Below are 16,623 nucleotides of genomic sequence, written 5' to 3' on the forward strand. Positions count from 1 at the left end.
CCGGCGGGCGCACACGTCTTCGAGTCGGCGGCAGTGGAACGAAGAAAACCCGGCACGGCGCAGGCATGGGCCGGAGGATCCGGGGCACAAGCACGGCAGCCCCCCTCTGGGACGGTGATCCGTCCCTCACCGACGGCCCCCTGCCGCTCTTCCCCCCGGCGGCAGGGGGCCGCACCCTTGCCGGGGGCGGAACGCGCCCGGCCCCCGCACTCCGCGCGGGAGTACGGGGGCCGGGGCAGGGGGCCGCCAGGGGCGGGTCAGCCCTCGGTCACGCCGAGCTTCTCCAGGATCAGCTCGCGCACGCGAGCCGCGTCCGCCTGGCCGCGGGTGGCCTTCATGACCGCGCCGACCAGGGCGCCGGCCGCGGCCACCTTGCCGCCGCGGATCTTGTCCGCGATGGCGCCGTTGGCGGCGATCGCCTCGTCCACGGCCGCGCCCAGCGCGCCCTCGTCGGAGACGACCTTCAGGCCGCGCTTCTCGACGACGGTGTCCGGGTCGCCCTCGCCCGCGAGCACGCCCTCGATGACCTGGCGGGCCAGCTTGTCGTTGAGGTCGCCGGACGCGACGAGCTCGGTGATGCGGGCGACCTGCGCCGGGGTGATGGGCAGCGCGTCCAGGGAGGTGCCGGACTCGTTGGCGTTGCGCGCCAGCTCGCCCATCCACCACTTGCGGGCCTGGTCGGACGGGGCGCCCGCCTCGGTCGTGGCGACGATCAGGTCGACCGCGCCCGCGTTGAGGATGGCCTGCATGTCCAGCTCGGAGACGCCCCACTCCTCGCGCAGCCGGTTGCGGCGCACGCGCGGCAGCTCCGGCAGCCCCTGGCGGAGCTCCTCGACCCACTCGCGGGACGGGGCGACCGGGACGAGGTCGGGCTCCGGGAAGTACCGGTAGTCCTCGGCCTCCTCCTTCACCCGGCCGGAGGTCGTGGAGCCGTCCTCCTCGTGGAAGTGGCGGGTCTCCTGGATGACCGTACCGCCGGCGTTCAGCACGCCCGCGTGGCGGCTGATCTCGAAGCGGACGGCCCGCTCCACGGAACGCAGCGAGTTGACGTTCTTGGTCTCGCTGCGGGTGCCGAACTTCTCGACGCCGTGCGGGCGCAGCGACAGGTTCACGTCGCAGCGCATCTGGCCCATCTCCATGCGGGCCTCGGAGACACCGAGCGCCTTGATGAGCTCGCGCAGCTCGGCGACGTACGCCTTGGCGACCTCGGGGGCGCGCTCGCCGGCGCCGGTGATCGGCTTGGTGACGATCTCGATCAGCGGGATGCCGGCGCGGTTGTAGTCCAGCAGGGAGTGGGACGCGCCGTGGATACGGCCGGTGGCGCCGCCGACGTGCGTCGACTTGCCGGTGTCCTCCTCCATGTGGGCGCGCTCGATCTCCACGCGGAAGACCTCGCCGTCCTCCAGCTGGACGTCCAGGTAGCCGTTGAAGGCGATCGGCTCGTCGTACTGGGAGGTCTGGAAGTTCTTCGGCATGTCCGGATAGAAGTAGTTCTTCCGGGCGAAGCGGCACCACTCGGCGATCTCGCAGTTGAGGGCGAGGCCGATCTTGATGGCGGACTCGACGGCGGTCGCGTTGACCACCGGCAGCGAGCCCGGCATGCCGAGGCAGGTCGGGCAGGTCTGCGCGTTGGGCTCGGCGCCCAGCTCGGTCGAGCAGCCGCAGAACATCTTGGTCCTGGTGCCGAGTTCGACGTGCACCTCGAGGCCCATGACGGGGTCGTAGGCGGCGAGGGCGTCCTCGTACGGCACCAGTTCGGTGATGACGGTCACGGTGAAACTTTCCCTCTCAGCCCAGCAGGACGTCGTCGTCACCGGCGCGCTTGAGCTCGCGCATCAGGATGGCGAGGCCGGTGGCGATGGCGGCGGCGGACACGACGGCGTCGAGCAGCAGGAGCGTGTCGCTCTCACCGCGGGCCTTGCGCAGCTGCTTGACCACGCTGACGGCGCCGAAAGCGGTGGTGCCGATGGACAGATACGTACCGGTCTTGGACTTCTTGAAGCCCTTGGCCTTGGTCAGTGCGCTCACAGCGACGGAGCCTCCTCCAGCAGCGGGTGGCCCCAGCGTGCCACGAAGGCGGCCTCGACGGCCGCACCGACCTTGTAGAGGCGGTCGTCCTTCATGGCGGGGGCGATGATCTGCAGGCCGACCGGGAGGTTGTCCTCCGGGGCGAGGCCGCAGGGCAGCGACATGGCGGCGTTGCCGGCCAGGTTGGTCGGGATGGTGCACAGGTCGGCGAGGTACATCGCCATCGGGTCGTCGGCGCGCTCGCCGATCGGGAAGGCGGTGGTCGGGGTCGTCGGGGAGACGATCACGTCAACCTGCTCGAAGGCCTTCTCGAAGTCCCGGGTGATGAGCGTGCGGACCTTCTGCGCCGAGCCGTAGTACGCGTCGTAGTAGCCGGAGCTGAGCGCGTACGTGCCGAGCATGATGCGGCGCTTGACCTCGGGGCCGAAGCCGGCCTCGCGGGTGAGGGCGGTGACGTCCTCCGCGGAGCGCGTGCCGTCGTCGCCGGCCCGCAGGCCGTAGCGCAGGCCGTCGAACCGGGCGAGGTTCGAGGAGCACTCGGACGGGGCGATCAGGTAGTACGCGGAGAGCGCGAGGTCGAAGGACGGGCAGTCCAGCTCGACGATCTCGGCGCCCAGCTCGCGCAGCAGCTCGACGGACTCGTCGAAGCGCTGGAGCACGCCGGCCTGGTAGCCCTCGCCGCGGAACTGCTTGACCACGCCGACGCGCATGCCCTGCACCGAGCCGTTGCGGGCCGCCTCGACGACCGGCGGGACCGGGGCGTCGATGGAGGTGGAGTCGAGCGGGTCGTGGCCGGCGACGACCTCGTGGAGCAGCGCCGCGTCCAGGACCGTACGGGCGCAGGGGCCGCCCTGGTCGAGGGAGGACGAGAACGCCACCATGCCGTAGCGGGAGACGCCGCCGTACGTCGGCTTGACGCCGACCGTGCCGGTGACGGCGGCGGGCTGGCGGATGGAGCCGCCGGTGTCCGTGCCGATGGCGAGCGGGGCCTCGTACGCGGCGAGGGCGGCGGAGGAGCCGCCGCCGGAGCCGCCGGGGATGCGGGTGAGGTCCCACGGGTTGCCCGTGGGGCCGTACGCGCTGTTCTCGGTGGAGGAGCCCATGGCGAACTCGTCCATGTTGGTCTTGCCGAGGATGACGACGTCGGCCGCGCGCAGCTTCTGCACGAGCGTCGCGTCGTACGGCGGGATCCAGCCCTCCAGGATCTTGGAGCCGACGGTGGTCGGCATGTCCCGGGTGGTGAAGATGTCCTTCAGGGCGAGGGGCACGCCCGCGAGGGGGCCGAGCTTCTCGCCCTTGGCGCGCTTCTCGTCGACGGCGCGGGCCTGCGCGAGGGCGCCCTCGCGGTCGACGTGCAGGAAGGCGTGGACCTTCTCGTCGACGGCCTCGATCCGGGCGAGGTGGGCCTCGGTGACCTCGACGGCGGTGAGCTCGCCGGAGGCGATCTTCTCCGCGATCTCGGCGGCGGTGAGCCTGATGATGTCCGTCATGGTCTTAGTCCTCCCCCAGGATCTGCGGCACCTTGAAACGCTGCTGCTCCTGGGCGGGCGCGCCGGAGAGCGCCTGCTCGGGGGTGAGCGAAGGACGGACCTCGTCCGGGCGCATGACGTTGGTCAGCGGCAGCGGGTGGGAGGTCGGCGGTACGTCTTGGTCGGCGACCTCGGAGACGCGGGCGACCGCGCCGATGATGTCGTCGAGCTGTCCGGCGAAGTGGTCGAGCTCTTCGCCCTTCAGTTCCAGACGCGCCAGCCGGGCGAGGTGGGCGACCTCCTCGCGCGTGATGCCAGGCATGCAGCGATCCTCAGGGGTGAGTGTGATGGTTTTGGCCCAATCCTATGGGGCCGGGCCCCGTGCCCGTGAAACGGTTTGCCGGGCGGCCCCCCGACGGGGGCCCCACGGGGCGGGGCTACTGGACCACCTGGTCCGCGTTCTGCGGGGACGGGGGCGCGGCGGCCGGGAGTTCGGCCGGGGCGAGGGGCGCCGGGGCGGCGGTCTGGGGGTCGCGGGCGCGGAGCCAGGCGGTGGTTTCGGCGGGGGGCATCGCGGCGGCGACGAGCCAGCCCTGGACGGCGTCACAGCCCAGGTCCCGCAGGCGCTCCCAGGTCTCGTCGTCCTCGACGCCCTCGGCGACGACGAGGAGGCCGAGGGAGTGGGCGAGGTCGACGGTGCAGCGGACGATCTCGGCGTCCTCGTTGTCCACGGCGAGGCGCGCCACGAAGGAGCGGTCGATCTTGAGCTCGCTCACCGGGAGGCGGCGCAGGTGGACCAGGGAGGAGTAGCCGGTGCCGAAGTCGTCCAGCGACATCTTGACGCCGTGGCCGGTGAGGCCCGCCAGGGTGTCGGCGGCGCGCTGGGGGTCCTCCAGGAGGACGTGCTCGGTTATCTCCAGTTGCAGGAATCCGGCGGGCACCCCGTGGCGGGCCAGCCGGGCGGCGACGGCGCCGGCGAAGCCGGGGCTGTGGACGTCGCGCGGGGAGACGTTCACCGCGACGGGGACCTCCAGGCCCTGGGCGCGCCACTTGGCGACCTGGCCGAGGGCCGTCTCCAGGACGTACTCGGTGAGGTGGGGCATCAGGCCGGAGGACTCGGCGATGGCGATGAACTCGTCCGGGGGGACCCGTCCGCGCTCCGGGTGCACCCAGCGGACCAGGGCCTCCAGGCCGGCCACGTGCCCGTCGAAGCCGACCTTGGGCTGGTAGTGGAGCTCCACCTCGCCGGCGTCCAGGGCGCGGCGCAGGTCGCCGAGGAGGCCGAGGCGGTCCGGGGTGTTGGAGTCGCGCTTGGACTCGTACACCTCCACGCCCGTGCGGTCCCGCTTGGCCTGGTACATGGCGACGTCGGCGCGCTGGAGGAGCCCTTCGGCGTCGCGCGCGTGGTCGGGGAAGACCGCGACGCCCGCGCTGGCCTCCAGGACGAGCGTGAGCCCGTCGAGGTCGAGCGGCGAGGAGAGCTCGGCGGCGAGCTGGCGGGCCACGCGCTGGGCGCTGGTCGTGGAGTCGGCGGTCGGCAGGAGGACGGCGAACTCGTCGCCGCCGAGCCGGGCCGCCTCCGCGCCGCGCGGCAACGCCAGCCGGAGCCGGTCGGCGATCTGGAGCAGCAGCCGGTCGCCCGCCAGATGGCCGAGCGTGTCGTTGACCGACCGGAAACGGTCGAGATCGATCAGGACCAGCGCGGCCCGGACGCCCTCGCCCTCCGCGTCCTCCAGGGCGGTCCAGGTCCGCTCCAGCAGCCACTGGCGGTTGGGCAGCCCGGTCAGCGGGTCGCGCAGCTGCTCCTCGGCCCGCGCGCGGGCGATCCACAGCGTGGAGTCCAGCGCGATCAGCGGGACGGCGAACAGCGGCAGCAGCACCGGCAGGGAGACCGCCACCACGCAGATCAGCGGCGCGATGCCGAGCAGGGCGACCGCCACGAGCCCCTGGCGCAGCAGCGCCGTGCGGGCGGCCGTGGGCAGTCCGCCGCTCGGCGGGGCGAGCGTGTACCACAGCAGCAGCCGGGTCACCACCAGATACGCGGTGGCCGCCAGCGCCACCTCCGGTACGGCCTCGATCCCCCATTCGAGGGGCCGCCAGGGGCGTTCGACGCTCGGTACGTCACCGAAGGCGGCGAGCACCAGGGCCGCGGCCCCGATGCCGAGGATGTCCGCGGCGCCGTGCAGCAGCCCCTGCCGCCAACGGTGACGCCGGGCCACGCCCACCAGGACGACGACGGCGAGGCTGACCAGTCCGGCGGGCACCCATCCGTACAGCAGCAGCACCGCGAGGGTGAGCGCGGCGCCGGAGCCGGTGCCGCCCCACCAGCGGTCGCGGCCCAGGGCCACCAGGTGGCCGACGATGATGCCGGTGAGCACGGCGAGCGACCAGCCCTCCGCGCCGCCGGGGAAGAGCGCGTGACCGTCGCGGACCGCGCTGACGAGCCCGGTCGCGAGCAGCAGCCCGGCCAGGACCACCACCATGGCGGGGAGCCTCGCTGCGATGCCCTCGCAGGCCGCGTACACACACGGCCGTGAGACCGGGGCGGCGCTCTCGGTCGGTTTCATTCCGTCCCTCTCACAGCCGGCTGTGCCGTTGCCACGTGATGGCCCTGTTGTCATGCCACCACGGCCGAAACCGGTCTCCGCGGCCGTGCACGACAGGCGCACGTCTCAACAGTAGGCCGCGGAAGGCTTCGACGGGCACCGCTCTACAGCTCTTGCCCGAATGCGACCCGGCCACCCTTATCCATCTGGTATGCGCTGAACGGGTGATGATTTCCCATCGTTCCGTGTCCGGAACCCGCCCTTTCGTGGCTACTGCTCGAGCGGGAGCGCCGCGTCCTTCGCCGCGTCAGGACCCTGCTCCAGCAGGACGGTGAAGCCGTCCTCGTCCAGAACCGGAAGCTTCAGCTGCATCGCCTTGTCGTACTTGGAACCGGGATTGTCGCCGACCACCACGAAGGACGTCTTCTTCGAAACGGAACCCGTCACCTTCGCTCCGCGGCTCTGGAGCGCCTCTTTCGCGCCATCCCTGGTGTAGTTCTGCAGGGTGCCGGTCACGACGACCGTCAGCCCCTCCAACGGGCGCGGCCCCTCGTCCTCCCCGGTGCTCTCCTCCTCCAACCGGACCCCGGCGGCCCGCCACTTGCGCAGGATCTCGCGGTGCCAGTCCACCTCGAACCACTGCTTGAGCGAGGCCGCGATGGTGGGGCCGACGCCCTCGACGGCCGCCAGCGCCTCCTCACTCGCCTGCTCGATGCGGTCGATGGAGCGGAACTCGCGCGCCAGCGCCTCCGCCGCCACCGGGCCGACGTGACGGATCGACAGGCCCGTGATGATGCGGGCCAGCGGGCGCTGCTTGGCCGCCGCGATGTTCTCCAGCATCGCCAGGGCGTTCTTGCGGGGCTCGCCCTGCTGGTTGGCGAAGACGGTGACGATCTTCTCCTCGCCCGTCTTGGGGTCCCGCTTGGGCAGTCCGCTGTCCTGGTCCAGGACGTACGCCTTGATGGGCAGCAGCTGCTCGATCGTCAGGTCGAACAGGTCGCCCTCGTCGACCAGGGGCGGCTCGGCCGGCTCCAGGGGCGCGGTCAGCGCGGCCGCCGCCACATAGCCGAAGTTCTCGATGTCGAGGGCCTTGCGGCTGCCAAGGTAGAAGAGCCGCTCGCGCAACTGCGCGGGGCACGTCTGCCCGTTCGGGCAGCGGAGGTCGACGTCGCCCTCCTTCATCGGGCGCAGCGGCGTGCCGCACTCGGGGCACTCGGACGGCATCACGAACTCCCGCTCGGTGCCGTCCCGCAGGTCGACCACGGGGCCGAGGATCTCCGGGATGACGTCACCGGCCTTGCGCAGCACCACCGTGTCGCCGATGAGCACGCCCTTGGCCTTGACCACGTCCTGGTTGTGGAGCGTGGCGAACTCGACCTCGGAGCCCGCGACCGTGACCGGTTCGACCTGGGCGTAGGGCGTGACCCGGCCCGTGCGGCCCACGCCCACCCTGATGTTGATCAGCTTGGTGTTGACCTCCTCCGGCGCGTACTTCCAGGCGATCGCCCAGCGCGGCGCGCGCGAGGTGGAGCCGAGGCGCCCCTGGAGGGGGATCTCGTCGAGCTTGACGACCACGCCGTCGATCTCGTGCTCCACGGAGTGGCGGTGCTCGCCGAAGTACGCGATGAACTCCCGGACGCCCTCGATGCCGTCGACCACCTTGTTGTGCCGGGCGGTCGGCAGGCCCCACTCGCGCAGCAGGCCGTACGCCTCCGACAGCCGGCCGATCTCCAGGCCGTCGCGGGCGCCGATGCCGTGCACCACCATGTGCAGCGGGCGCGTCGCGGTGATCTTCGGGTCCTTCTGGCGCAGCGAACCGGCCGCGGCGTTGCGCGGGTTGGCGAAGGGCTTGTCGCCGGCCTCCACCAGGCGGGCGTTGAGCTCCTCGAACTTCTCCATCGGGAAGTAGACCTCGCCGCGGATCTCGACGAGGTCCGGGATCCGGTCGCCCCTCAGCCGGTCCGGGACGTCCGCGATGGTGCGGATGTTCGGCGTGATGTCCTCGCCCGTGCGCCCGTCGCCGCGCGTCGCGGCGCGCGTCAGGCGCCCCTTCTCATACGTCAGGTTCACGGCGAGGCCGTCGACCTTGAGCTCGCACAGGAAGTGGTACGCGGAGGTGCCGACCTCCTTGGCGACGCGGTCCGCCCAGGCGGCCAGCTCCTCGTCGTCGAAGGCGTTGTCCAGCGAGAGCATGCGCTCGCGGTGCTCGACGGCGGTGAACTCCGTCTCGTACGCCCCGGCGACCTTCTGGGTCGGCGAGTCGGGCGTCCGCAGCTCCGGGTACTCCTCCTCCAGCGCCTCCAGCGAGCGCAGCAGCTTGTCGAACTCCGCGTCGCTGATGACCGGCTGGTCCTTCACGTAGTACCGGAAGCGGTGCTCCTCCACCTGCTCGGCCAGCTGCGCGTGCTTCTCCCGTGCCTCGGCCGGCACCGCGTCCTGCTGTTCGACAGCCACCGTCATCCTCCCGTTGCCTACGTTACTCAGGGTTGTCCGCGAGCGATCTCGCCGCCCTGACGCAGTGGGCGAGCGCCGCCCGGGCGTAGGCGGGCGAGGCGCCCGCCAGCCCGCACGACGGGGTGATCACCAGCGACTCCGCGAGAGCCCCCGGATGCAGCCCCAGCCTGCGCCACAGCGTCCTGACACCCATGACGCTACCGGCAGGGTCTGACAACGGGGCGTCGGTGGACCCCACGACGCCCGCGAAGAGCTTCGTGCCGCCCTCGACCGCCTCACCGATCTGGTCGTCGTCACGCTCGGTGAGCAGGGAGAAATCGAACGAGACGCCCGCGGCGCCCGCCCGGCGCAGCAGGGCGAACGGCACGTCGGGGGCGCAGGAGTGCACGACCACCGGGCCGTCGCTCACGCCGACGATGTCCCGCAGCGTGCCCTCCACGACCTGCCGGTCCACCGCCCGGTAGGTCCGGTAGCCGCTCGCGGTCCGCACCTGCCCGCGCAGGACGGCGGTGAGCGACGGCTCGTCCAGCTGCAGCACCACCCGCGCGCCCGGCACCCGGCGCCGTACCTCCGCGAGATGGGCCCGCAGCCCCTCGGCCAGCGACTCCGCCAGGTCCCGGCACGCGCCGGGGTCGCCGAGAGCCGCCTCGCCGCCGCGCAGTTCCAGCGCGGCGGCCAGCGTCCAGGGGCCGACGGCCTGCACCTTGAGCACGCCCCCGTACCCCTGCGTGAACTCCTCCAGGGCGTCGAGGTCCTCCCCGAGCCAGGACCTGGCCCGCCGGGTGTCGCGGCCGGGGCGGTCGCTGATCCGCCAGCCGCTCGGCTCGACGTGCGCGTACATCTCGACCAGCATCCCGAGGGTGCGCCCGATCATGTCGGCGCCGGGGCCGCGCGCGGGGAGTTCGGGGAGGTACGGGAAGTCCTCGAAGGACCCGGTGACGGTCTTGACGGCCTCACGCGCGTCGCCGCCCGGCATGGACCCGACCCCGGTCGCCGGGCCCCAGCTGAAGTCGTTGTTCTCGCTCACCCGGGAAGCGTACGCGCCGGCACGAGGGCCGGCGCCTCCCCCCGCGGTCGGCGCTACCGCCCCGGTCGCACCGACAGGTCGTTGATCTCCGCGTCGCGCGGCAGGTCGATCGCGGTGAGGATCGCGGTGGCGACGGACTCCGGGTCGATCCAGCGGGAGGCGTCGTACTCCTTGCCCTCCTGCTGGTGCACCTTGGCCTGCATCGGGCTGGCCGTACGGCCCGGGTAGACCGAGGTCACGCGTACGCCGTTGGCGTGCTCCTCGTGGCGCAGCGCGTCGGCCAGGGCCTTCAGGCCGTGCTTGGAGGCGGCGTACGCGGCCCACTCGGCGTGCGCGTTGAGCCCGGCGCCGGAGTTGACGAAGACGACGTGCCCCTGGGAGAGCCGCAGTTGCGGCAGGAGCAGCCGGGTGAGCTCGGCGGGGGCGAGCAGGTTCACGTCGAGCTGGTGGCGCCAGGTCTTGGGGGTCAGGTCGCCGACCGGGGCCAGGTCGACGACGCCCGCGACGTGCAGCAGCGAGTCGAGCCGGTCCGGGAGGGACTGGTGCGAGAAGGCCCAGGAGAGGCGGTCGGGGGTGGCGAGGTCGCCGACGAGCGTACGGGCGCCGGGGTAGGTCTCGGCCAGTTCCTTGGCGCGCCCGGCGTCGCGGGCCAGCAAGACGAGGTCGTCACCCCGCGCGTGCAGCCGTCGCGCGACCGCCGCGCCGATGCCCGACCCTGCCCCGGTGATCAGATGTGTAGCCATACGGGCCATGCTCGCATCACCCGGCGCCTCAGCGGATCCCGGCGGCCTCTTCCAGGTACGCGAGCGCCGCGACGCCGTCCTCCGCGAAGAACACCAGCTCGCTGAGGGGCACGGGCAGGAAGCCCTCCGCGTCCATCCGCCGGAACTGCTCCTTCAGGCCGTCGTAGAAGCCCGCCGTGTTGAGCAGCACCACGGGCTTGGTGTGCAGGCCGTGCTTCTTCAGCTCCAGGATCTCGGTGGCCTCGTCCAGGGTGCCGGTGCCGCCGACCATGATGACGACCGCGTCGGACTTGGCGAGCATCAGCGCCTTGCGCTCGGCGAGGTCCTTGGCGACGACCATCTCGTCCACTCCGCTCCTGGCCTTGTGGACCAGGAACTCCACGGAGACCCCCACCAGCCGCCCGCCCGCCTCCTGGACCCCGTCCGCCACGACCTTCATGAGACCGGCGTCCGAGCCGCCCCAGACGAGCGTGTGGCCGCCCTTGGCCAGCAGCTCGGCGAATTCGCGGGCGGGCACGGTGTAGCGGTCGTCGAGGTCCGCGGCGGAGAGGAAGACGCAGATGTTCATGGCGCCACGGTACGGGGAATCGGAGGCCGCCCGCCGCCGTTGGACCGGTCATGACGACGACAGGACACCGCATCACCGTTGAGCCGGGCACGGAGCACGTACGGGTCCTGCACGAGGGCCGGGTGATCGCCGAGAGCCGGCGGCCGCTGGTGCTGCGCGAGACGGGCTGCCCGGTGCGCTACTACCTGCCGCCCGCGGACGTACGGATGGACCTGCTGTCCCCCTCGGACACGCACACGTACTGCCCGTTCAAGGGGACGGCGTCCTATTGGTCCCTGGCCGGGGCGAAGGACGCGGCCTGGGCGTATCCCGACCCCAAGGCGGAGGTCGCCGCGATCAAGGACCACCTCTGTTTCTACGAAACAGAGGTGGTGTGACGCCGCGCCGATGAGTTTCGCGTCCGGCGCCGGTCTGCCCCCGTATGGAGAAACTGAACAGGACGGTGCCGGCGTACGAACGGCGCGGCGACGGGCCACCGTTGATCCTGGTGGGCAGTACGTCGGGCACGGACGCGGGCGCGGGTGAGGCGGCGCTCGCACGGCTGCTGGCGCCGCGCTTCACCACCTACACCTATGGCCGGCGCGGTGGCGCGGCCGAGCTCGGCGACCTGGCGGCGCTCATCGCGGAGGCGGGCGGCAGCGCGTACGTACACGGCACCGCCTCGGGCGGTGTGCTCGCCCTGGAGGCGGCCGCGGCCGGGCTGCCGATCCGCCGGCTGTCGGTGTACGAGCCGCCGTACGGCGCCGCGCCCTCCCCGCTGGCCGCCGTCACCGCGCGCGTACTGGTCCTCGACGGCGGTGCGAGCCCGGCCCGCACGCGCGACACGGCCCGCGCGGTCGCCGCCGCCGTACCGCGCGCCCGCCACACCACGCTGACGGGCCAGACGCACGAGGTGGCGCCGCAGGTGCTGGCGCCGGTGCTGGGGCGCTTCTTCGCGGAAGCAGCCGACTGAGGCGGGCCTCAGGCCGTCGTGGCCGGCTCCGGCGCCTCGCGGCGCGTCGTCGTCGCGATCGTCGCGGAGCCGACCACGCGGGTGCCGTCGTAGAGGACGATCGCCTGGCCCGGGGCCACGCCCCGGACCGGCTCGGCGAAGGTGACGTGGAGCTCGTCGCCGACGAGGGCGGCGGTCACCGGAGTCTCGCCGCCGTGGGCCCGGAGCTGGGCCGTGTAGGTGCCGGGGGCCGAGGGGGCCGTGCCGCACCAGCGGGGCTTGATCGCGGTGAGGGCCGTGACGTCGAGGGCCTCGGCGGGGCCGACGGTGACGGTGTTGTTCACCGGGGAGATGTCCAGGACGTAGCGGGGCTTGCCGTCGGGCGCCGGGTGGCCGATGCGCAGGCCCTTGCGCTGGCCGATGGTGAAGCCGTACGCGCCCTCGTGGGTGCCGAGCTTGGTCCCGGACTCGTCCACGATGTCGCCCTCCGCCTTGCCGAGGCGCGACGCCAGGAAGCCCTGGGTGTCGCCGTCGGCGATGAAGCAGATGTCGTGGCTGTCGGGCTTCTTGGCGACGGCGAGGCCGCGCCGCTCCGCCTCCGCGCGGATCTCGTCCTTGGTGGTGAGCGTGTCGCCCAGCGGGAACATGGCGTGGGCGAGCTGCTTCTCGTCGAGGACGCCGAGGACGTACGACTGGTCCTTGGCCATGTCGGAGGCGCGGTGGAGCTCCCGGGTGCCGTCCTCCTTGGTGACCACGGTCGCGTAGTGGCCGGTGCAGACCGCGTCGAAGCCCAGCGCGAGCGCCTTGTCCAGCAGCGCCGCGAACTTGATCTTCTCGTTGCAGCGCAGGCAGGGGTTGGGCGTGCGCCCCGCCTCGTACTCGGCGACGAAGTCCTCGACGACGTCCTCGCGGAACCGCTCGGCCAGGTCCCACACGTAGAACGGGATGCCGATGACGTCGGCCGCGCGGCGCGCGTCCCGCGAGTCCTCGATGGTGCAGCAGCCGCGCGCGCCGGTGCGGAAGGACTGGGGGTTCGCGGAGAGGGCCAGGTGCACCCCGGTCACGTCGTGGCCGGCTTCGGCGGCACGGGCGGCGGCGACGGCGGAGTCCACACCGCCCGACATGGCGGCGAGGACACGGAGGGGGCGCTGGGGGGTGGTCCGCTGCGGAGTCTGAGTCATAGCCCTATCAGGGTACGGGTCCGGGCGGAGCGTCCGGGAACCCAATACGTACGCGCGTGCGTTCACGATCACATGGGGCGTACGGACGGGGCGGGGAAGCGGCGGATCGGCCGGCGCGCGGTGCTGATCGGCGGCGGCGCGGCCGTGGCGGGCGCGGCGGTGCTGGCCCGTGACGAGCTGGAGCGTGCCTGGTGGCGGCTGCCCGGCATGGAGAAGAAGCGCGTCGAGGGCGAGCTGGACCACCAGGGCGCGGAGTGGACGGCGGCCGCGCGGGCCAACTGGCGGCGCGCGGACCGCCCGGACGACTACACCATCGACCGGGTCGTGATCCATGTCGTCCAGGGCAGCTATCCGACCGCGCTGAGGGTCTTCAAGAACCCGGGGCACGGCGCCGCGACCCACTACGTCATCCGCAAGGACGGGCACATCGCCCAGATGATCCGCGAGCTCGACGTGGCCTTCCACGCGGGCGACCGGGAGATGAACGAGCGCAGCATCGGCATCGAGCACGAGGGCTTCATCGACCGCCCGAAGGACTTCACGGCGGCGATGTACGAAGCGTCGGCGCGGCTGACGGCCGGGATATGCGCGCGGTACGGCATACCCGCCGACCGGGAGCACATCATCGGCCATGTCGAGGTGGAGGGCACGGACCACACCGACCCGGGCCCGCACTGGGACTGGGACCGGTACATGAAGCTGGTGCGCGCCGCCGCGGCCGCCGGGGCGGGTCCCGGGGCCTCGGCCGCTCGCTGAGGCGGTCTGCCGCCGAGCCCCCGCTCGCTGAGGCCGTCTGCTCGCCAAGGCCCGCCGCCCGCTGAGGCCGTCGGCTGGCGGACGCCCGCCGCTCGCTGAGGCCCTTCCGCTTAGCTGAGGCCCGCCGTCCGCGCCCGTTCCACCGCCGGGCCGATGGCCTTCGCGACCGCCTCGACGTCCGCGTACGTGGACGTGTGGCCGAGCGTGAAGCGCAGGGTGCCGCGCGCCAGGTCGGGGTCGGTGCCGGTGGCGAGCAGGACGTGGCTGGGCTGGGCGATGCCGGCCGTACAGGCGGAGCCGGTGGAGCACTCGATGCCCTGGGCGTCCAGGAGCAGCAGCAGCGAGTCGCCCTCGCAGCCGGGGAAGGCGAAGTGCGCGTTGGCGGGCAGGCGGCCCGCCGGGTCGGGGTCGCCGCCGAGGACGGCGTCCGGGACGGCCGTGCGGACGGCGTCGACCAGCGCGTCGCGCAGGGCGCCGACCTCGCGGGCGTGCGCCTCGCGGCGCTCGGCGGCGAGCCGCCCGGCGACGGCGAAGGCGGCGACGGCCGGCACGTCGAGGGTGCCGGAGCGGACGTGGCGCTCCTGGCCGCCGCCGTGCAGCACCGGGACGGGGGTGTACTCGCGGCCCAGCAGCAGGGCCCCGATGCCGTACGGGCCGCCGATCTTGTGGCCGGAGACCGTCATGGCGGCGAGGCCCGAGTCGGCGAAGGAGACCGGGACCTGGCCGAGGGCCTGCACGGCGTCGGAGTGCAGGGGGACACCGAACTCCCGCGCGACGGCGGCGAGTTCGGCGACCGGCAGGACGGTGCCGATCTCGTTGTTGGCCCACATCACGGTGGCGAGCGCGACGCTGTCCGGGTCCCGCTCGATGGCCTCGCGCAGGGCGTCCGGGTGGACGCGCCCGTACGCGTCGACGCGCAGGTACTCGACCGTGGCGCCCTCCTGCTCGCCGAGCCAGTGCACGGCGTCCAGGACGGCGTGGTGCTCGACGGGGCTGGCGAGCACCCGCACGCGGCGCGGGTCGGCGGCCCTGCGGGCCCAGAAGAGGCCCTTGACGGCGAGGTTGTCGGCCTCGGTGCCGCCGGAGGTGAGGACGACCTCGCTGGGGCGGGCCCCCAGCGCCTCGGCGAGGGTCTCGCGGGCCTCCTCGACGGTACGGCGGGCCCGGCGTCCGGCGGAGTGCAGCGAGGACGCGTTGCCGGTGACGGGGAGCTGGGCGGTCATCGCCTCGATCGCCTCCGGGAGCATCGGAGTCGTCGCGGCGTGGTCGAGGTAGGCCATGGTGCCTCGATTCTACGAGGCGGGGGCCGGGCGGCGGCGCCGACCGCGAGCGCCCGGCCGGGCCGGGGCTACGGCCGGGGCGCGCGGGCGAGTTGGCGGGACTGGGCGACCAGGCGGTCGGCGCTGTCCCAGACCTCGGCGTCCTCCTCCAGGAAGCCGCCGGCGAGGTTGCGCGTGGTGATGGCGACCCGCAGCGGCCCGGGGGCGGGGCGGCAGCGTATGTGGGTGGTGAGTTCGACGGTCGGGGTCCAGCCCTTGAGGCCCAGCTCGAAGGAGGTCGGCGGCAGCGCGTCGACGGTGAGGAGGAGGGACAGCGGGTCGGGCTCGCGGCCGTCGGCGAGGCCGAACCAGCCGCGCATCTCGCCCTTGCCGGACGGGGCGCCGAGCGCCCAGCCGAGGGTCGCCGGGTCGAGTTTGATGTCGAGGCGCTCGGTGATCGCGGACGAGCCCGGGATCTTCGGGGCCGGGCCGTCGGAGGGGCCGAAGCAGTGCTCGCGCGGCGGGATGGCGGGCGGCTTGGCGGTGGTGCGGACGTCGTCGGGGAGCGCGTCGAGGTCGCCGTAGGAGGCGAGGACCCGGATGCGCTCGACCTCGGAGCCGTCGTCCGCGTACTGGAAGAGGGACGCCTGGCCGGTGGAGAGGGTCCGGCCGGTGCGGACGGTCTCGGTCCGGATGACGGCGGGTCCGGGTACCGAGGGCGTCAGGTAGTGCGCCGAGATCGTGAACGGGTCGGGGTGCGGCAGGGCCTGCCCGAGGGCGCGGCCCAGCAGGGCGAGGAGGTAGCCGCCGTTGACGGCGTGGATGATCGTCCAGCCGGCGGAGAGCTCGGCGTCGTAGACGCCCGGCTCGCGCAGGGTCACCGCGGTGTCGCGGTCGAACTCGTACTCGAACTCGGACTCGAACTCGCTGTTCATGGCACGGAACCGTACAGCAGGAAACTACTAAGCGGTAGCTTTCTGCGGGAGTTCGTCCTCGGAGCGGGCGGAGCGGCGGTTCCACGCCCGCGGCGCACGCCAGTGGAACCGCAGGGCGAGCAGGCGCAGGACGAACGTGGTGAGGGCGGCGAGACCACTGGTGAAGGGGTTCAGCATCTCGAAGCGGATGCAGAGCGCGACCATGGTGGCGCCGACGATCGCGGGCACCGCGTACAGGTCCCGGTCCCAGCGCAGCAGCGACGGCACCTCGTTCGCGAGCACGTCGCGCAGCACGCCGCCCCCGACGCCGGTGGCGAGGCCGAGCACGGCCGAGAAGGTCAGGCCCAGGCCGTGCTCGTACGCCTTCGTCGTGCCGGACACGCAGAAGAGGCCGAGGCCGGCGGCGTCGAAGACGTTCACGGCGGTCTGGGTGCGCTCCACCTGCGGGTGCAGGAAGAAGACCAGGACCGTGGCGACCAGCGGCATCACGAAGTAGCCGAGGTCGGTGAAGGCGGCGGGCGGTACGGCCCCGATGACCAGGTCCCGGAACAGCCCCCCGCCCAGCGCGGTGACCTCCGCGAGGACCGCGATGCCGAACACGTCGAAGTTCTTGCGTACGGCGAGCAGCGCGCCGGAGATCGCGAAGACGAAGATCCCGACGAGCTCGAGCGCGTGTTGGACGGAGGGCGTGAAGAGTTCCTGGAGCACCGGACAGTTCTACATGGT

16 protein-coding genes are annotated in these 16,623 nt (G+C 72.8%); 3 read left to right on the forward strand and 13 right to left on the reverse strand.

Annotated elements, in window-relative coordinates:
• Positions 1 to 257: 257 nt before the first annotated feature.
• The 9 genes from gatB to AC07FJ_RS10225 all read right to left on the reverse strand — a co-directional run bounded on the left by gatB (position 258) and on the right by AC07FJ_RS10225 (position 10,835).
• Complete coding sequence (gatB, locus tag AC07FJ_RS10185; protein ID WP_361418647.1) at positions 258 to 1,772, reverse strand: Asp-tRNA(Asn)/Glu-tRNA(Gln) amidotransferase subunit GatB; 1,515 nt, start codon at positions 1,770 to 1,772, stop codon at positions 258 to 260.
• 16 nt (positions 1,773 to 1,788) lie between these two features.
• A complete protein-coding gene (locus tag AC07FJ_RS10190) occupies positions 1,789 to 2,028 on the reverse strand; it encodes a hypothetical protein (RefSeq protein ID WP_361418651.1) in 240 nt (79 codons plus the stop codon).
• The gene (gene gatA, locus AC07FJ_RS10195) at positions 2,025 to 3,518 is read right to left on the reverse strand and encodes an Asp-tRNA(Asn)/Glu-tRNA(Gln) amidotransferase subunit GatA (RefSeq protein ID WP_479047319.1); all 1,494 of its coding nucleotides are present in this window, start codon (positions 3,516 to 3,518) and stop codon (positions 2,025 to 2,027) included. The genes AC07FJ_RS10190 and gatA overlap by 4 nt, the downstream gene beginning before the upstream one ends.
• Positions 3,519 to 3,522: 4 nt before the next feature.
• Positions 3,523 to 3,819, reverse strand: coding sequence for an Asp-tRNA(Asn)/Glu-tRNA(Gln) amidotransferase subunit GatC (gatC, locus tag AC07FJ_RS10200; RefSeq protein ID WP_355363428.1), 297 nt, complete (start codon positions 3,817 to 3,819; stop codon positions 3,523 to 3,525).
• 115 nt (positions 3,820 to 3,934) lie between these two features.
• Entirely contained in the window at positions 3,935 to 5,980 is a 2,046-nt protein-coding gene (locus AC07FJ_RS10205; protein WP_479047321.1) for a putative bifunctional diguanylate cyclase/phosphodiesterase, read from the reverse strand.
• A 333-nt stretch (positions 5,981 to 6,313) separates the two neighbouring features.
• Complete coding sequence (ligA, locus tag AC07FJ_RS10210) at positions 6,314 to 8,503, reverse strand: NAD-dependent DNA ligase LigA (RefSeq protein ID WP_479047324.1); 2,190 nt, start codon at positions 8,501 to 8,503, stop codon at positions 6,314 to 6,316.
• A 16-nt stretch (positions 8,504 to 8,519) separates the two neighbouring features.
• A complete protein-coding gene (locus AC07FJ_RS10215) occupies positions 8,520 to 9,524 on the reverse strand; it encodes a methionine synthase (protein WP_479047326.1) in 1,005 nt (334 codons plus the stop codon).
• A gap of 53 nt (positions 9,525 to 9,577) precedes the next feature.
• The gene (locus AC07FJ_RS10220) at positions 9,578 to 10,267 is read right to left on the reverse strand and encodes an SDR family oxidoreductase (RefSeq protein WP_479047328.1); all 690 of its coding nucleotides are present in this window, start codon (positions 10,265 to 10,267) and stop codon (positions 9,578 to 9,580) included.
• 28 nt (positions 10,268 to 10,295) lie between these two features.
• Entirely contained in the window at positions 10,296 to 10,835 is a 540-nt protein-coding gene (locus AC07FJ_RS10225) for an LOG family protein (RefSeq protein WP_479047330.1), read from the reverse strand.
• 50 nt (positions 10,836 to 10,885) lie between these two features.
• On the opposite strand from AC07FJ_RS10225, the gene AC07FJ_RS10230 reads away from it, so the two are divergent.
• Both AC07FJ_RS10230 and AC07FJ_RS10235 read left to right on the forward strand, forming a co-directional pair.
• Positions 10,886 to 11,212: a DUF427 domain-containing protein gene (locus AC07FJ_RS10230; RefSeq protein ID WP_479047333.1), complete on the forward strand. Its 327-nt coding sequence runs from the start codon at positions 10,886 to 10,888 to the stop codon at positions 11,210 to 11,212.
• A gap of 44 nt (positions 11,213 to 11,256) precedes the next feature.
• Complete coding sequence (locus AC07FJ_RS10235; RefSeq protein ID WP_479047336.1) at positions 11,257 to 11,787, forward strand: hypothetical protein; 531 nt, start codon at positions 11,257 to 11,259, stop codon at positions 11,785 to 11,787.
• An 8-nt stretch (positions 11,788 to 11,795) separates the two neighbouring features.
• Here AC07FJ_RS10235 and mnmA read toward each other — a convergent pair whose 3' ends face one another.
• Positions 11,796 to 12,947, reverse strand: coding sequence for a tRNA 2-thiouridine(34) synthase MnmA (gene mnmA / locus AC07FJ_RS10240; RefSeq protein WP_479047339.1), 1,152 nt, complete (start codon positions 12,945 to 12,947; stop codon positions 11,796 to 11,798).
• Between the two features lie 72 nt (positions 12,948 to 13,019).
• Here mnmA and AC07FJ_RS10245 point away from each other — a divergent pair, with 72 nt between their 5' ends.
• Positions 13,020 to 13,703 carry an N-acetylmuramoyl-L-alanine amidase gene (locus AC07FJ_RS10245; protein WP_479047341.1) on the forward strand — a complete coding sequence of 228 codons (684 nt, stop codon included), beginning with the start codon at positions 13,020 to 13,022 and terminating at the stop codon, positions 13,701 to 13,703.
• A gap of 110 nt (positions 13,704 to 13,813) precedes the next feature.
• Here AC07FJ_RS10245 and AC07FJ_RS10250 read toward each other — a convergent pair whose 3' ends face one another.
• From AC07FJ_RS10250 to AC07FJ_RS10260, 3 genes are all read right to left on the reverse strand, one after another.
• A complete protein-coding gene (locus AC07FJ_RS10250) occupies positions 13,814 to 14,983 on the reverse strand; it encodes a cysteine desulfurase family protein (RefSeq protein WP_479047344.1) in 1,170 nt (389 codons plus the stop codon).
• A 68-nt stretch (positions 14,984 to 15,051) separates the two neighbouring features.
• Complete coding sequence (locus tag AC07FJ_RS10255; protein WP_479047347.1) at positions 15,052 to 15,897, reverse strand: thioesterase family protein; 846 nt, start codon at positions 15,895 to 15,897, stop codon at positions 15,052 to 15,054.
• A gap of 27 nt (positions 15,898 to 15,924) precedes the next feature.
• A complete protein-coding gene (locus tag AC07FJ_RS10260) occupies positions 15,925 to 16,605 on the reverse strand; it encodes a trimeric intracellular cation channel family protein (RefSeq protein WP_355358540.1) in 681 nt (226 codons plus the stop codon).
• Positions 16,606 to 16,623 lie beyond the last annotated feature (18 nt).

It is taken from the genome of Streptomyces sp. NPDC045998 (assembly GCF_056430285.1).

What these genes read in the sequence shown, in the direction of transcription:
- AC07FJ_RS10205 (WP_479047321.1), bottom strand. Translation starts at nt 5,980, where the DNA reads ATGGTGGTGGTCCTGGCCGGGCTGCTGCTCGCGACCGGGCTCGTCAGC.
- AC07FJ_RS10235 (WP_479047336.1), top strand. Translation starts at nt 11,257, where the DNA reads ATGGAGAAACTGAACAGGACGGTGCCGGCGTACGAACGGCGCGGCGAC.
- AC07FJ_RS10220 (WP_479047328.1), bottom strand. Translation starts at nt 10,267, where the DNA reads ATGGCTACACATCTGATCACCGGGGCAGGGTCGGGCATCGGCGCGGCG.
- mnmA (WP_479047339.1), bottom strand. Translation starts at nt 12,947, where the DNA reads ATGACTCAGACTCCGCAGCGGACCACCCCCCAGCGCCCCCTCCGTGTC.
- AC07FJ_RS10250 (WP_479047344.1), bottom strand. Translation starts at nt 14,983, where the DNA reads ATGGCCTACCTCGACCACGCCGCGACGACTCCGATGCTCCCGGAGGCG.
- AC07FJ_RS10255 (WP_479047347.1), bottom strand. Translation starts at nt 15,897, where the DNA reads ATGAACAGCGAGTTCGAGTCCGAGTTCGAGTACGAGTTCGACCGCGAC.
- AC07FJ_RS10245 (WP_479047341.1), top strand. Translation starts at nt 13,020, where the DNA reads ATGGGGCGTACGGACGGGGCGGGGAAGCGGCGGATCGGCCGGCGCGCG.
- AC07FJ_RS10225 (WP_479047330.1), bottom strand. Translation starts at nt 10,835, where the DNA reads ATGAACATCTGCGTCTTCCTCTCCGCCGCGGACCTCGACGACCGCTAC.
- gatA (WP_479047319.1), bottom strand. Translation starts at nt 3,518, where the DNA reads ATGACGGACATCATCAGGCTCACCGCCGCCGAGATCGCGGAGAAGATC.
- gatC (WP_355363428.1), bottom strand. Translation starts at nt 3,819, where the DNA reads ATGCCTGGCATCACGCGCGAGGAGGTCGCCCACCTCGCCCGGCTGGCG.
- ligA (WP_479047324.1), bottom strand. Translation starts at nt 8,503, where the DNA reads ATGACGGTGGCTGTCGAACAGCAGGACGCGGTGCCGGCCGAGGCACGG.
- AC07FJ_RS10230 (WP_479047333.1), top strand. Translation starts at nt 10,886, where the DNA reads ATGACGACGACAGGACACCGCATCACCGTTGAGCCGGGCACGGAGCAC.